At 40.2% G+C, this 15,727-nt stretch carries 11 protein-coding genes; 7 read left to right on the plus strand and 4 right to left on the minus strand.

Annotated elements, in window-relative coordinates:
• Positions 1 to 99 precede the first annotated feature (99 nt).
• Entirely contained in the window at positions 100 to 1,992 is a 1,893-nt protein-coding gene (htpG, locus tag AC6JAD_RS11280; RefSeq protein WP_461303300.1) for a molecular chaperone HtpG, read from the minus strand.
• A 381-nt stretch (positions 1,993 to 2,373) separates the two neighbouring features.
• Between htpG and AC6JAD_RS11285 the strand changes: the two genes are divergently transcribed.
• Positions 2,374 to 3,381: a 3-oxoacyl-ACP synthase III family protein gene (locus tag AC6JAD_RS11285; RefSeq protein ID WP_461303301.1), complete on the plus strand. Its 1,008-nt coding sequence runs from the start codon at positions 2,374 to 2,376 to the stop codon at positions 3,379 to 3,381.
• A 341-nt stretch (positions 3,382 to 3,722) separates the two neighbouring features.
• Here AC6JAD_RS11285 and AC6JAD_RS11290 read toward each other — a convergent pair whose 3' ends face one another.
• Positions 3,723 to 6,260: a TonB-dependent receptor gene (locus AC6JAD_RS11290; RefSeq protein ID WP_461303302.1), complete on the minus strand. Its 2,538-nt coding sequence runs from the start codon at positions 6,258 to 6,260 to the stop codon at positions 3,723 to 3,725.
• 362 nt (positions 6,261 to 6,622) lie between these two features.
• On the opposite strand from AC6JAD_RS11290, the gene AC6JAD_RS11295 reads away from it, so the two are divergent.
• A complete protein-coding gene (locus AC6JAD_RS11295; protein ID WP_461303303.1) occupies positions 6,623 to 6,982 on the plus strand; it encodes a CoA-binding protein in 360 nt (119 codons plus the stop codon).
• On the opposite strand, the gene AC6JAD_RS11300 is transcribed toward AC6JAD_RS11295, so the two are convergent.
• Positions 6,953 to 8,416, minus strand: coding sequence for a sodium:solute symporter (locus tag AC6JAD_RS11300; RefSeq protein ID WP_461303304.1), 1,464 nt, complete (start codon positions 8,414 to 8,416; stop codon positions 6,953 to 6,955). The two genes, AC6JAD_RS11295 and AC6JAD_RS11300, sit on opposite strands and share 30 nt — an antisense overlap.
• A gap of 106 nt (positions 8,417 to 8,522) precedes the next feature.
• Between AC6JAD_RS11300 and AC6JAD_RS11305 the strand changes: the two genes are divergently transcribed.
• The 4 genes from AC6JAD_RS11305 (at position 8,523) to AC6JAD_RS11320 (ending at position 14,289) form a co-directional block, all read left to right on the plus strand.
• The gene (locus tag AC6JAD_RS11305) at positions 8,523 to 11,024 is read left to right on the plus strand and encodes a T9SS type A sorting domain-containing protein (RefSeq protein WP_461303305.1); all 2,502 of its coding nucleotides are present in this window, start codon (positions 8,523 to 8,525) and stop codon (positions 11,022 to 11,024) included.
• A gap of 84 nt (positions 11,025 to 11,108) precedes the next feature.
• Positions 11,109 to 11,729: a recombination mediator RecR gene (gene recR, locus AC6JAD_RS11310; protein WP_461303306.1), complete on the plus strand. Its 621-nt coding sequence runs from the start codon at positions 11,109 to 11,111 to the stop codon at positions 11,727 to 11,729.
• 4 nt (positions 11,730 to 11,733) lie between these two features.
• On the plus strand, positions 11,734 to 12,864 hold the full coding sequence (locus tag AC6JAD_RS11315; RefSeq protein ID WP_461303307.1) for a glycosyltransferase family 2 protein: 1,131 nt from the start codon (positions 11,734 to 11,736) through the stop codon (positions 12,862 to 12,864).
• Positions 12,865 to 12,978: 114 nt separating this feature from the next.
• On the plus strand, positions 12,979 to 14,289 hold the full coding sequence (locus AC6JAD_RS11320) for a dihydrolipoamide acetyltransferase family protein (RefSeq protein WP_461303308.1): 1,311 nt from the start codon (positions 12,979 to 12,981) through the stop codon (positions 14,287 to 14,289).
• Here the strand turns inward: AC6JAD_RS11320 and AC6JAD_RS11325 are convergent.
• A complete protein-coding gene (locus tag AC6JAD_RS11325; protein ID WP_461303309.1) occupies positions 14,286 to 14,909 on the minus strand; it encodes a hypothetical protein in 624 nt (207 codons plus the stop codon). The genes AC6JAD_RS11320 and AC6JAD_RS11325 overlap by 4 nt on opposite strands.
• 44 nt (positions 14,910 to 14,953) lie before the next feature.
• Here AC6JAD_RS11325 and AC6JAD_RS11330 point away from each other — a divergent pair, with 44 nt between their 5' ends.
• Positions 14,954 to 15,727, plus strand: a complete 774-nt coding sequence (locus AC6JAD_RS11330; RefSeq protein WP_461303310.1) for an exonuclease domain-containing protein — start codon at positions 14,954 to 14,956, stop codon at positions 15,725 to 15,727.

A 15,727-nucleotide genomic window follows, 5' to 3' on the forward strand; every position in this document is an offset into this window, starting at 1 on the left:
ATTCTCACAAAATCGGACTTTATCAACTTTTTACGTTTTGAGAGAAATAAAAAAAACCGCTCGAAGAGCGGCTTTAAATGTAAGTAATTGATAATGAGATTATTTTATCATGTCGTAACTTCTCTTGATAAAGGCAGTGAGTTCTTCGCCCTTAAGCAGGTTTTTACTTAATCGGGCAAGATCCAATGCCTGATTTACCAAACGCTCCTTTTTCTTCTGGGTTTTGGTAGTAAGTATCTGACCAACCAGCTCGTGATTGGTATTCACCACCAAATTGTACATTTCTGGCAAATTGCCCATACCAAACATACCGCCGCCTCCGCCGGTTTGCTGCATTTCTTTCATTCTTCGCATGAATTCCGGCTCGGTAATTATAAAGGGGCTTGCGTTGCTGTCCATGGCCTCTAACTGAACCGTGAATTTTTCTGCAGGAATAGCTTCGGTAAGGAAGGTTTTCAAAGTTTCCTGTTCTTCGTCTGTAAGTTTGGAAATATTCTCCTCTTCCTTCTTAATAAGATGGTCTACATGATCGGAATCGACACGTACGAAAGTGGTTTTTTCATTTTCAGACTCTAACTTCTGAAGCAAATGGGAAATGATGGGAGAGTCCAACAAAAGCACTTCATATCCCTTTTCTTTAGCAGCTTCAATATAGCTGTGTTGCTCTTCGGCATTAGAGGCATAGAGTACCACTAACTTGTCATCTTTATCGGTCTGGCTGTCCTTAATTTTATCTTTCAGTTCGTCGAAGGTGAAATAAGTACCATCAACGGTAGGGTAGAGAGCAAAAGCCTGTGCTTTTTCGAAGAATTTATCTTCGGTCAACATGCCATATTCAATGACAATCTTGATGTCGTTCCATTTTCCTTCAAAATCTTCGCGGTTATCATTGAAAAGACTTTTCAGTTTATCGGCTACCTTTCTTGTAATGTAACTCGAAATTTTCTTTACGGCTCCATCGGCTTGGAGGTAACTCCTTGAAACGTTCAATGGAATGTCCGGGCTGTCGATCACACCGCGAAGCATGGTTAAAAATTCGGGCACGATACCTTCTACATTATCAGTAACGAAGACTTGGTTTTGATAGAGCTGAATTTTATCTTTCTGAATGCTCATATCATTTGTCATCTTCGGGAAATAGAGGATTCCTGTAAGATTGAAAGGGTAATCTACGTTTAGGTGAATATTGAATAAAGGTTCTTCGAACTGCATGGGATACAGCTCCCTGTAAAAGCCAGCGTAATCCTTGTCTTCCAAATCTGAGGGTTGCTTGGTCCAAGCGGGATTTGGATTATTGATGATGTTGTCCACCTCTTGAGTAGGAGCTGGGTCCTCTTCTTTGGCATCTTCTGGCTTGGGTAACGTTTCTGTACGCATTCCGAATTTAATGGGAATGGGCATGAATTTGTTGTATTTCACCAATAATTCGCGGATGCGTCCTTCTTCCAAAAATTCTGTCTCATCGTCTGCAATGTGAAGGATAATTTCTGTTCCGCGTTCTGTTTTGTCGGCCTCTTCTAAGGTATAATTTGGAGATCCGTCGCATGACCAATGTGCTGCCGGTTCATCTTTAAAGCTTTTGGTTATAATTTCTACTTTGTTGGCTACCATAAAAGCAGAATAGAAACCCAAACCAAAATGCCCTATGATTCCTGCATCCTCGCCTTGCTTGTCCTTGTATTTTTCAAGAAATTCCTCAGCTCCGGAAAAGGCAATTTGGTTGATGTATTTTTCAACTTCGTCCGCCGTCATCCCCAATCCTTGATCCAGGATATGCAAGGTTTTGTTTTCCGAATCAATCTTAACCTCAATTTGTGGATTGCCATATTCTACCTTGGCCTCTCCAATATTGGCAAGATGCTTCAATTTAAGGGTAGCATCTGTAGCGTTCGAAATTAGTTCACGAAGAAATATCTCGTGGTCACTGTATAAAAACTTTTTAATTAACGGGAAAATGTTTTCTACCGATACATTAATAGTTCCTTTACTCATGGTATACTCTTTTTTGAATGTTTGGAAAGAGTCTGGCAAATAGAATACCAATTTTGGCAATGTGACAGGATGTCATTATTCTAGATTTGGTGCTTTATTGTGGAGGGGTAAATGAATAGTTTAGAATAATTTAACATATTTTGTTTAAATATTATAAGTAAAGTTTAAACAAAATATTGTATCTTTACCATGTAAATCAATAGGGAATTGCTGTGAAGAAGTAATTTTTTTCTATTATTTATTGGTTAGGTTGTTTAGTAAGGGTGCTGTGGTGGCACCCTTTTTCTTTTGGGTTTTATGCATGCATAGCATATGGCTCTCAAAAATTTCCCTCCTCTAAGGTGAATATGTATCTTTCCATCGAAATCAAAAAGGCAGCTTATGTTTACTTCGAAGATTACGGGCTTGGGACATTATGTACCGGAAAATGTAGTTACAAATGACGATCTCTCGCAATTGATGGATACCAACGATGCTTGGATACAGGAAAGAACCGGGATAAAGGAAAGAAGGCACATTAAAAAGGGCGATGGTAATAACACTTCGATCATGGGCGTAAAGGCTGCTACCATTGCTTTGGAAAGGGCAGGCTTAGCCCCTCAGGATATAGATTTCATCATATTTGCAACTTTGAGTCCGGATATGTACTTCCCAGGTGGGGGCGTCCAGGTTCAGGATATAATGGGTATGGGAACTGTTCCCGCATTAGATGTTAGGAATCAATGCAGCGGATTTGTGTATGCCCTTTCGGTGGCCGATCAATTTGTGAAGACGGGAATGTATAAGAACGTATTGGTTATTGGAAGCGAAAACCATAGCGGCGGTCTGGACATGACCACTCGCGGAAGGGGCGTTTCCGTTATTTTTGGAGATGGAGCCGGTGCTGCTGTCGTTTCGAGGAATGAATCGGGAAGCGGAGGTATTTTATCAACGCATTTGCACAGTGAAGGTAAGCACAAGGATGAATTGGCGTTGCAAGGTCCCAGTACAGGTAAATGGGTCCCAGAGATCATCGCGGAGAACCCACAGGAAGATATTCCCTATTATCCCTATATGAACGGTCAGTTTGTATTTAAGAATGCCGTAGTGCGTTTTTCTGAAGTGATCAAGGAAGGTCTAGAGGCTAATGGACTTTCTGTGGCTGACATAGATATGCTTATTCCGCATCAGGCCAATCTTAGGATTTCGCAATTTATACAGCGAAAGTTCCAATTGCCAGATGACAAGGTGTACAATAATATCCAGAAGTATGGAAACACAACTGCTGCTTCTATTCCCATTGCGCTTACTGAAGCGTGGGAGGCTGGAAAAATAAAAGAAGGCGATTTGGTGGTCCTAGCGGCTTTTGGTAGTGGATTTACCTGGGGAAGCGCCATGATTCGTTGGTAGATACTAAAAGCACAAAACAATAAAAAGGGCCATCCACAACTCACGGATGGCCCTTTTCGCATTTCTCCGAAAACTCCCCAGCTTTCGTTTAATTAGGAATAAAAGTACGCAGGGAATTCGCATAAAAATATTCCCATTACTAGGGATTTTTAGAAAAAGAAAGCCCTCCGATAAGGGAGGGCTTATAACCTAATAACTTTTTAATGTGGTAGAATGGCTAATTCAAATAAACTATAAAATCTTTATTAGGTGATTCCTACTTATATAGACTACTTATTTAACTAAATGTTTCACTTTAAATTCTGTTTTAACTTAAATATAACATTTTGTGAATCAGTCTACTAGAAAATTCCACCGCTACCTGATTTTTCGTCGTTATCACGACGTTTTCTTGATTTAGCTCGGTATTTGCCTCCTCCGAACCTGTAATTAAGTCCAACAAATACGGTTTGACTTTCCCAATTAAAGGCCCCCACTTGGGAGAAAGGTCGGGTTCCGTCGAATGCAAATTGCATGGTATCGAAAATATCGTTGTAATTTAAACTAAAGGTTCCTTTGCCTTCCCAAAGGCTCACACGGGCACCTAGGTTTACAAAGTACATAGGGTCCACATCGAATTGAAGGTTCCTGTTTTTTCCTCTATAAAATCCGAATGCAGATAATGATAGTGTCTTGGTTACCTTAAAGTTGTTAAACATCCTAAGGTTCCATGCCGTATTTTCTACTTCTACCCGCTCCGTAATAATATCTGCAGTCGTTGGGTTCTGGCCTGGGTTGTCCAATCTTTCAGTAATACCCTTTTGTATCTGGGTATACAAATCGAAACTGGTATTAAAGCTCCACCATTTGGTAGGGCGGTAATTTCCAGAAAGCTCCACACCGTAAGAGTAAGTGTCTTCGAAATTATCATAGGTAAGGATCACACGGTTAAGATCGGTACGATCTACAAATACGGCACGACTAATTTCATCGCTAATTGTACGGTAAAAAATACCTCCAGTAATACTTCCTTTACCAAGGTTTCTTGTATAGTTGGTCTCGAGTGAGTTCGTGAACTGAGGCACTAAGCTCGTTTTACCAAAAGAGGAGATAAGCGGTGTTGCCCATTCCCTAATTGGATTTACCTGCTCCAAACCAGGGCGGTCTATCCTACGGCTATAACTTAATTGAAACTGGTTTTTTTCTGAAGGATTATAGGTCAAGAAAGCCGAAGGGTATACCTCGATATAATCATTTTCGAAATTTCTCAAAATATTGTCTCCGTCAACCGTAACAGCTACATTAGGATCGGTATCAATATTACTAAGGTCTTCACCTACGACACCTTCGTCATACGTTTCACGTGTGTCTGCCAAAACCTTTACACTTTCAACACGTGCCCCAACCTGTACACTGAATTTATCCCATCCATGGCTATAGGTGGCATAGGCAGAATAAATATCACGGCTATAATCGAAGTCCGTACTTGGTGAGCTAATTAAATCTCCTTCTAAATCGAATGGGTTTACTACAATTTGAGTAGAGGATCTTTGAATATCACTATTGAATAAGCGAGCCTGAAGTCCTAGTTCTAACTTGCTCTTTTCGGTTAAGGGATTTACATAATCCAGGTTTACCGTAAGACGATCCCTTTCGGTGTCGATAAAATCCATATAATTAGGGCTGAAGGCTGCTCCTTCGAATTGGAAATCTGCATCTTCGTCATTTTCAAAAAGGTTGTAATCTGCTTCCAATTCAATATTGTGTCCTTCTTTATCAAAATCCAATTTGTAATTGAAGTTGTATTGTTCGGAATTGTTTTCCACACCATTAAAGAAATCCTGCATCTGGTCTAATTCCGGAGCATCATAATAAAGGATATCTGTTAGACCATTGGTGCCTCCCTTAAAGAAGTTCTGATTGGTAAATACAGAAATCGTGTTTTTATCATTTAGGTAAAAATCTACCCCAAATTTAATAAGGTTCGATCTTTGGTCGTCCAAGAATTCGAAGAACTGTTCCGAATTGTCGTCCCTTCTAAAGAGGTTTCCAAAGTTTTCATTTTTGGAATCATTGAATCCCCAGTTTCCAAAGAAATTTAATTTTCCGTTACGGTAGTTCAGGTCTAAGGATGAATTGAACTTAGGTTGTTCTTCATAGGCAAGTCCTATATTGGCGCTACCATTGAATCCTAAGGCAACATTCTTGTGTAGGATGATGTTTACAATACCACTCATTCCTTCAGGATTGTATTTGGCCGAAGGGTTGGTGATCAATTCAATTTGCTTGATGGAAGTAGAAGGTATTTGCTTCAATAATTGAGCAACTGGGACATTCGTTAGTTTCCCATCTACCATGACCCGCACATTTTGGTTTCCACGTAATGAAAGGGCACCCGTTTGTTGGTCTACACTTACCGAGGGTAAGTTGTTCATAATGTCACTAGCAGTAGGCCCACTTGTGGTTAAGTCCTTTCCTACAGTGATTACTTTTCTATCAAGTTTTTGTTGAATGGTAGTCCGTTCTGCCGTTACCGTAACCTCGTCCAAGGCTTCTACATCTTCTTCCAAAAGGATATTACCTAAATCAATATTACGGTTCTTGCGCGTAATTTCAATTTCCGTAGTGTACGTCTTATACCCTATATATTGAATTGCAACGACGCTTTTTCCCTCTCGAATGTCTTCAATGTTAAAGCGTCCATTATCATCGGTAACGCCACCAGTAATTACTTCCCCACTAAGGGTTTGTATAGCTATGGTTACGTAAGGAATGGGTTCGTTAAGCGTTTTGTCTATCACAGTTCCTGTGATCCTTCCTAATTTTTCAGCAGTTGGATCTTCGGCCGAAAAAGCAGTTAGACCCACAAATAGGGCCATAAAAAGCAAGAAGTGTCTCATTGTTTTGATTGTTTAGTTTGTTTTTTGTTTGATGATGGTATTTACTCTTTCAAAAGACGATTGGTTAGTTCCGCAAATTTGAAAGTAATGCACATATGACGTTTCAGGATCAATGGTGTTACATTTTGCACTTTACTTTAACGTTTATTAACAAAAAAACCCGAAGTCTAGAACTCCGGGCTTTCTTCACTGCTATTATTAACACTAACCATCAACGTAAAAAATTCACAGTAAAGAATTAGAAATATTTCTATACTATAGACGTGCATATAAAACTTATGTTACATCTAAGATTCATTTTAACGTAGTTTTAGGATTTGGCTTCACATGTTAAGTTGTACTTTTCAGAAAAATTAATTGGAATGAAAAACACATTGGTGCTGGGTGCCAGCACAAACCCTAGCAGATATTCCAACATTGCAATTCATCGATTGATTGAAAAAGGGAACCCTGTGCTTGCTTTTGGGCTAAGGGAAGGTGAGGTAAGTGGTGTGTCCATCCATACGGAAAAGGAGCCATTCGAAAATGTAGACACTGTGACACTATATGTAGGGCCTAAGCACCAACCGGAATATTATGATTATATCATTTCGCTAAAACCAAAGCGTGTTATTTTCAATCCCGGAACCGAAAATCCAGAATTTTACGAGTTGCTTAGGGAAAATGATATTGAGGTCGATGTAGCTTGTACCTTAGTTCTTTTGGGAACGAATCAATATTAAGCCCAAAAAGGTAATGAGGCCATTAATTGGCAATAGTTCATAACCCACTTGATATCCACCAAGGGATTCCGCCGGTATATTTCCCAAAATAAATGTGATGAATACCGAAATGCCTGTCACTATCCAAACGTATTTATCCTTTACTTGAAACTTGGTAAATATTCCGAAGGCAAAGAGACCCAATAAAGGCCCATAGGTATATCCGGCCACCACCAATAGACTATTAATGACATTGCTCGTTAATATATATTTGAAGGCAATTACCACAATGACCAAAAGAACGCTCATCCAAATATGGGTTCTTTTTCGTAACTTCTTTTGCTTGGCCTCTGGAAGTTTTTCCAAATCAAGAAAGTCAACACAGAAACTGGTGGTCAACGAAGTTAAAGCACTGTCTGCACTCGAATAGGCAGCGGCGATGAGTCCTAGGAAAAAAGTTACGGCCAGAGTAATACCAAGTCCGCCATTTAATGCAATTTCAGGAAATAGAAGATCGGTTTTAGGCTTCCCGTCCATTAAAGGGATTGCAATTCCGAATCTATCAGAATAGATATAAAGAAGGGCTCCCAATAGCATGAATAAGAAGGTCACAACTACTAGCACAATACTGAATGAAACCATGTTTTTTTGAGCGTCCTTGAGGGTTTTGCAGGTTAGATTCTTTTGCATCATATCCTGATCAAGACCCGTCATACAAATCGTAATGAACATCCCGCCAATAAACGATTTCAAGAAGTGGTTTTTTGCCAAAAGGCTATCGGTAAAAAACGTTTTGTTGTAATTCTTCAATTCATCCGATGCGAGAAAGTCACCAAAACTCCAATTCAATTCGCTGGTGATAAAATAAATGGAGAGGCAAACGGCTACAATCATGAACAATGTTTGTAGGGTATCTGTCCAGACAATTGTCTTTATTCCGCCACGATTGGTATAGATCCAGATCAGTAAAATGGAGATGATCACCGTTATCACATAATGGATTCCGAAGGCATCGAAAACGAATTGTTGTAAGACAATAGCTACTAAAAACAAACGAAAAGAGGCCCCCAATACCCTTGATATGAAAAAGAAAAATGCCCCCGTCTTATAACTTACCTTTCCAAACCGATCTTCCAAATACTGATAGATCGAAGTAACATTCTGCCTGTAGTAAATAGGCAGCAATACGTAAGCCACAACAAAGTACCCCACCAGATAGCCAAACACTACTTGCATATAACTAAACTGAGATCCTTCTACCCAGCCTGGGACCGAAATAAAGGTAACCCCGCTTAAGGATGCACCTATCATCCCAAATGCTACTAAATACCATGGAGATTGCTTCGAAGCTTTGAAAAACACCTCATTGCTATCGTCCTTACCGGTAAAATAAGAGATAAGCATAAGGACGGCGAAATAACCAGCAATCAATAATAGGATGTGAATGGGTTGCATATAGGTATTGTTATGGTAGCAGGGTAAAAATACAAAGATTGACTCATTGCGAGCGTTTTTTTCCTATTTTTGAAAAATCCAATTTTTTCAAATAAAATGTAATGCTATGAAAATTAAAATTTTACTATGCGCATTTGCTGCGTTATTTTGCTCTTCGGTTTCTGCTCAGGAGTATCTTACGATGATCGAAGAAGGAACCTATTCGGTAGCCGAAATTGTGGAAAACGCTGAAACCTACTTTGCAGATAAAGACAAAGGTCGAGGATCTGGTTACAAACAATTTAAGCGCTGGGAATATATGGCCAAGCGTTTAATGAACGAGCAAGGTTATTTAATTCCAATTACGGATAAACTTGCTGAGTTGGAGCGCTACAATGCCTACCTTAATAATACTGCAGACAGCAGGGCCTCCCTAAATGATAATTGGGAAGAACTAGGTCCAGATACGTGGAATGCTTCTACTGCTTGGAGTCCTGGTGTGGGTAGAATTACTGGAGTGGCTGTAGATGCAACGGATGGAGACCACATTATTGTAGGTGCCAATACAGGAGGAGTTTGGAGAACGGTAGATGGAGGTGCTACTTGGACACCCATGGGAGATTATTTCTCAAACCTATATGTATATTCCGTGGCTATAGATCCTAATGATTCGGATACCTACTACTTCGGATCGCAATCTGGTCTTATTTATAAATCAACCGACGCAGGTGCTACTTGGAATGAAATTGGGGACGTGAGTAGTTCTGTGGTGAATAAAATATTGATCAATCCTAACGATTCGGATATGATTTTTGTTTCCTCTAGCAATACGGGTATTTACCGAACAACTGATGGTGGAACGAATTGGAGTCAGGTAGCTACTTCGGGTGGATATGATATTGAGTTCAAGCCTGGCGATACCAACACGGTATATGCATCTGGACTTGGAGTTCAGAAATCTACCGATGGAGGAGCAACCTTTAGCCCAATTGGAAGTTTTGATGGTGGTGCTAAAATGATGGGAGTTTCAGCAGATGATCCAAATGTCCTATATGTTGTAGATGCCGATAGTAATCAATTTGGGGGCATTTATAGATCCGATGATAGCGGAGCTACGTTTACCGAGCTTCCACATGCAGGAAGAAACTATTTTGGTTATGACACCAATGGATTCGATTCTGGAGGGCAAGCACCAAGGGATATGGATATTGCTGTAAATCCCAATGATGTAGATGAGGTACATATTGCTGGTGTGTTAACATGGCGTTCCCTAGATGGAGGTCAGAACTTTTCAAATACAAGTGATTGGATTCCTTTCGATGCCGCGTCCGCTAATAAAGGATATTGCCATGCCGATGTAGATATTTTAGAGTTCTCAGGAGGAACCTTATATGTTGGGACCGATGGAGGGATTTTTAAAGCTGCTACACCAGCCGTTACAAGTGAAACCATGTATGAAGATTTAACCGATGGAATTGGAATTCGACAGCTCTATAAAATTGGGATTTCCCAAACAGAAGATGTTGTGGTAACTAGTGGATCCCAAGATAATGGATCAACTTTCTATTCGGAGACTACCGGAGAATGGATCGATTGGGTTGGTGCCGATGGCATGGAAGGATTTGTTGACAAGAACAACACCGATATCATGTTTGCTATGATTCAATTTGGTGGAATGTACAGAACAACCACGGCAGGAGCATCGCTTACCAATTTGCCTGAGCCTCCTCCAGGAGGTGGAAACTGGGTAACCCCTTTCGAACAGGATCCTGTAGACGATGGAGTTATTTATGTAGGATTCGATAGGGTATATAAATCAACCAACTACGGAAATAGTTGGGCGGGTCCTATTTCTCAAGATTTCTCTGTGAGTTTGGACGAAATGAAAATCGCTCCAACCAACAATCAAGTAATTTATGCCTCCAGAGGTGGATTTATATTCCGTACGTCAGATGGAGGAGCTACCGACTGGGAACAATTGCCTATCCCTGGTGGAGTTATAAATAATATAGCAATTCACCCTGAAGATCCGGACACAGTAGCTGTGGCGACCAATGGTTCCGGAAAAGTATATGTGTCTAACGATGGAGGGCAGACGTGGAATTCTTATCTAATGAACTTACCGGATTTCCAATCACTATCTGTGGTTTGGGATAACAATGGTGAAGATGGTCTTTATGTAGGAATGGATTACGGAATATACTATATAGACAATACATTTACAGAGTGGCAGCCGTATTTCAACAATCTACCCAATGTGATCATCAATGAGATGGAAATCAATTTTGCCGAGGGTAAAATTTATGCTGGATCCTATGGAAGGGGTCTTTGGGTTTCGCCGACACAATATGGTACCATCATTTTAGGTGCGGAAGATACTGTTCTTACCGATGAGAAAATTGCTTTATTGCCGAACCCTGCGGCCAACGAAATTACTATTCAACTAACGGAAGCTATGGAAACCGATATTCGTGTGTTCGATATGGCAGGTAAGTTGATGATTTATGAAGCCAATGTAGAAATTAATGGAAGACATACACTGGATATTTCCCAATTGAACACGGGAATCTATTTTGTAAGAATGAATTCCGATTTTGGAACGGTGACTAAGCGACTTATCAAGCAGTAGTCAACCTTATATAAATTAATGAATGCTTCAGTGAACCTTCGGGTTTCTGGAGCATTTTTTTTATCTTGCCGTCAACTTTCACCTATGGAGTTTTCTTCGAAACTATTGGAAAATGCTGTACAAGAAGTGTCCCAATTACCTGGCATAGGTAAACGTACGGCACTTAGGTTGGTTTTGCATTTGTTGAAACAGCCTTCCGAGCAAACGCAACAGCTGGCAGATAGCCTTCTACGTCTAAGGGAGTCCATAAATTTTTGTAGGAATTGCCATAATATATCAGATACAGAGCTGTGTGAAATATGTGCCAACCCAAACCGGGATGCATCTATTATATGTGTAGTAGAAGATATTAGGGATGTAATGGCCATTGAAAATACAAGCCAGTATAGAGGGCATTATCATGTACTAGGCGGAAAAATATCCCCTATGGATGGCATCGGCCCAAGCGATCTCACAATCGTTCCCCTGGTCGAAAAAGTAGTTAGTGGCTCTGTAAATGAACTTATCTTTGCACTCAGTTCTACCATGGAGGGTGATACTACGAACTTTTACATCTACAAGCAGATAAAAGGTAGCGATATTACAACGTCTACTATTGCAAGGGGAATTTCTGTAGGTGACGAATTGGAATATGCAGATGAGGTGACTTTGGGGAGAAGCATACTTCATAGAATTCCGTTTGAATCCTCCCTGAAAAATTCATGATACCTTGAAATTATCAGTTGTCATTCTTAATTATAACGTCCACTATTTTTTAGAGCAGTGTCTTATTAGTGTAGAACGGTCTTTGAAAGGAATTGATGCCGAAATAATCGTGGTGGACAATGACTCAAAGGATGAAAGCTGCAACATGGTTAAGCAAAAGTTTCCCCATGTGACCTTACTTCAGAATAATGACAATGTAGGATTCAGTAAAGCCAATAATCAGGGGGTTGCATTGGCAAAAGGGGAGTATGTGTGTATTCTTAATCCAGATACTGCTGTTGCCGAGCATACCTTCAGTAGTGCGTTGAAGTATGCAGAAGAACATGAGGACCTAGGTGCTTTGGGGATTAATTTAATGGACGGCACAGGTAATTTTTTACCGGAAAGTAAACGCAATGTACCTACACCCAAGCGGTCATTGCTAAAGATGATAGGAAGGACTAACAGTAAGAATGGATATTACGCTAATTATTTGGGTGAAAAAGATCAAGGGGAGATCGAAGTATTGGTGGGCGCCTTTATGTTACTACGGAAAAAGGTATACGAAGAGGTAAAGGGATTCGATGAGGACTATTTTATGTACGGGGAAGATATTGATTTATCCTATAAATTATTGAAGGCCGGTTACAAAAACTATTATTTGGGAAGTCTTTCTATGCTCCATTATAAAGGTGAGAGTACGCAGAAAGACACTGCCTATCTCAATCGCTTTTACGGAGCCATGAAGATATTTTATGGAAAGCATTTTAGTGGCAATCCATTGCTGAATTTTTCCGTGAGTGCTGGGGTAAAATTGGCCAGGTTACTTAGAAAATTTAAAGAGAATAAGAAGAGCATTAGGCCTGTTCAGCACAAAGAAGTGCTTGTTTTTACCGAGAATATTGGTTTACTGAAAAAAGTTTCGACCCAATTTGATCTACCGGTAAAATCAGCCTCCAAAATGATTTTGGAACGAGCGACATTTCATGAGACCCTTTGTGTATTCGACGTAGAGTACATTTCATATGGTCAGATTTTCAGTGTAATGCAATTGCTAAAAAACAAGGAAAACAGTTTCCGTATTAAGCCGCCAGGTTGTAATTTTATCATCGGAAGTGATCAAAGTGATGAGAAAGGTGGGGTTTTAGCACTCTAATTATCATATTCGTAATTTGATAGGGTTTACGACCATATTTTTTGAATTATTTAAAACAAAAAGACGTAAAATTTATTAATTTTGCACTCAAATTAAAACCGAGTTTCTAGCGTTATGGCGAGATTTGAACTGAAATTACCGAAAATGGGGGAAAGTGTTGCAGAAGCAACCGTTACCAACTGGCTTAAAGATGTAGGTGATACGATTGAAGCAGATGAAGCCGTGCTGGAAATTGCTACCGATAAGGTGGACAGTGAGGTTCCCAGTGAGGTAGACGGAACCTTAGTGGAAATTCTTTTTCAAGCAGACGATATAGTTCAAGTAGGGCAAACCCTTGCCGTGATAGAAACAGATGCAGATGTGAGCGTAAATGCACCTGCTGTAAGCGAAGTGGAGCAAGCCGCTCCTGCCGCTGTTGCCGAAGTTGAGAATACTGTGGTAGCGGCCAAAGAAGCCACGGAAAGTGTGATCGAAAGTTCGGGAGAGCGATTCTATTCTCCATTAGTTAAGAACATTGCTTCCCAAGAAGGGATTTCCCAAACTGAATTGGATGGCATACCCGGAACAGGAAAAGATGGTAGGGTTACCAAAAATGATATACTTGGCTATGTGGAGAACAGGGCAAAAGCACCGGTAACACCACCAGCCAAAGCAGAAGCTCCAGTAGTTTCTAAGCAAACACCGAGCAAACCAGCAGCACCCGTTTCCGTAAATGGGGAAGACGAAATTATTGAAATGACACGTATGGGTAAATTAATAGCCCATCATATGGTAGAGAGTGTGTCCACTTCGGCACATGTGCAAAGTTTCGTGGAATGCGATGTAACCAATATCTGGAATTGGCGGAAAAAGGTGAAAACCGCTTATGAGAAGAGGGAAGGGGAAAAACTTACTTTCACACCAATCTTCATGGAAGCCGTTGCCAAAGCACTCAAGGATTTTCCACTCATGAATATATCGTTGGATGGTGATAAAATCATAAAACGAAAAAATATCAATTTGGGTATGGCAGCCGCCTTACCTGATGGAAACTTGATTGTTCCTGTTATCAAGAATGCTGATCAGTTGAATTTGGTTGGCATGAGTAAGGCAGTAAATGATTTGGCAGGAAGAGCACGAAATAATCAACTAAAACCTGATGAAATCCAAGGTGGGACCTATACAGTGACGAACGTAGGAACGTTTGGAAGTGTCATGGGCACCCCAATTATTAATCAGCCACAAGTTGGTATATTGGCGCTAGGAGCCATTCGAAAGGTTCCTGCCGTGATTGAAACCCCAGAAGGTGATTTTATTGGAATTCGCTACAAAATGTTCCTTTCCCATAGTTATGACCACCGAGTGGTAAATGGGGCACTGGGCGGACAGTTTGTAAAGGCTGTTGCCGATTATCTTGAAGCTTGGGATTTGAACCGTGAGGTTTAGATTTTCAATTGTTGGAGCATAGTTTCCAAATCTTCAAACCCAAAAATCGTATAGGTCTTATTCCAGATTATGGGAAACCGAATGCGGGTTTCTGAAGTCAGTTCTTTATCAATAAATGACATAAACTGTGCGTAAAGTGCTCCGTCATTTTCAATACTGAATACCCTGTGCTGTATTTTCCTTTCCTTCAAAACGGAGGCTAGTTGGTCACATTTTTGGCAATTCGTCAATCTGAAGATGACCATTTTACCTTTAACTACATTTTCAATATCGACCACTTCTGTTTCTGCAGTTCTGTTTTCGGTATTTTCCAGCGCTTTATTCACGATAAGGTCATACGTATATGAAGAGGGGACCTCCCTCAATTCAATAAGCGTAATCATAGGGGTTTTCGAAAAAGGAGGTAAGTCTTTAATTACGGGTTTATCTGCACTTCTGCGATACCCTTCGGCATGAACCATCAAAAACACATTCAAGGTGTCTCCTGTTTTGTTTTCCGCCATCAAAACAAGACGTTTTCCCGTCTTTTTCTCATGAATAGATACCTTTTCGTCTTGAGCCAAGGCAATGACACTTGATAACAGGCTTAAAATGATGATAACTTTTGAAATAATCCCCATAGCGCAAAAGTAACAATTGTTATTTTTGTAGCATAAATCGTACCATGCAGCTAAAGTTATCCAGACCCATTTGTTTTTTCGACCTTGAGACTACCGGAGTGAGTGTAGCATCAGACAGGATTGTTGAGATTTCTATTTTAAAAGTATTTCCCAATGGCAATAAAGAAGGACGAACTTGGCGGGTAAATCCAACGATTCCAATTCCCAAAGGAGCAAGCGATATACATGGAATTACGGACGAAATGGTTGCCAGTGAACCCACTTTTAAGGAGCTGGCGCCAAAAGTACACACCATGATGAAGGATAGTGATTTAGCTGGGTATAATTCGAATCGATTCGACATCCCGTTGCTGGCGGAGGAATTGCTTCGAGCCGATGTGGATTTCGATCTCAAGAAAGGCCTTGCCGTAGACGTACAGACTATTTTTCATAAAAAAGAGAAGCGAACCCTAGAGGCTGCCTATAAATTTTATTGTAATAAAAACCTGGATAATGCGCACAGTGCAGAAGCAGATACCATTGCCACTTTTGAGGTGTTAGAAGCTCAGCTCGATAGGTATGACGATCTTGAAAACGACATCTCATGGCTGTCCAAATTTAGTGCGCATAAGAACTTTGCCGATTTTGCCGGATATATTGGTTATACCAAAGAAGGCAAAGAAGTCTTTATGTTTGGAAAACACAAAGGGCAATTGGTAGAGGATGTTCTGGAGAAAGAACCAGGCTATTTCGGGTGGCTATTGAATGCCGATTTTCCATTGTATACAAAAAAGATATTGACAAGGGTTAAGCTTAGTAAGCTCAATAATAAATTCTAA

This window comes from Aureisphaera sp. (assembly GCF_059726885.1).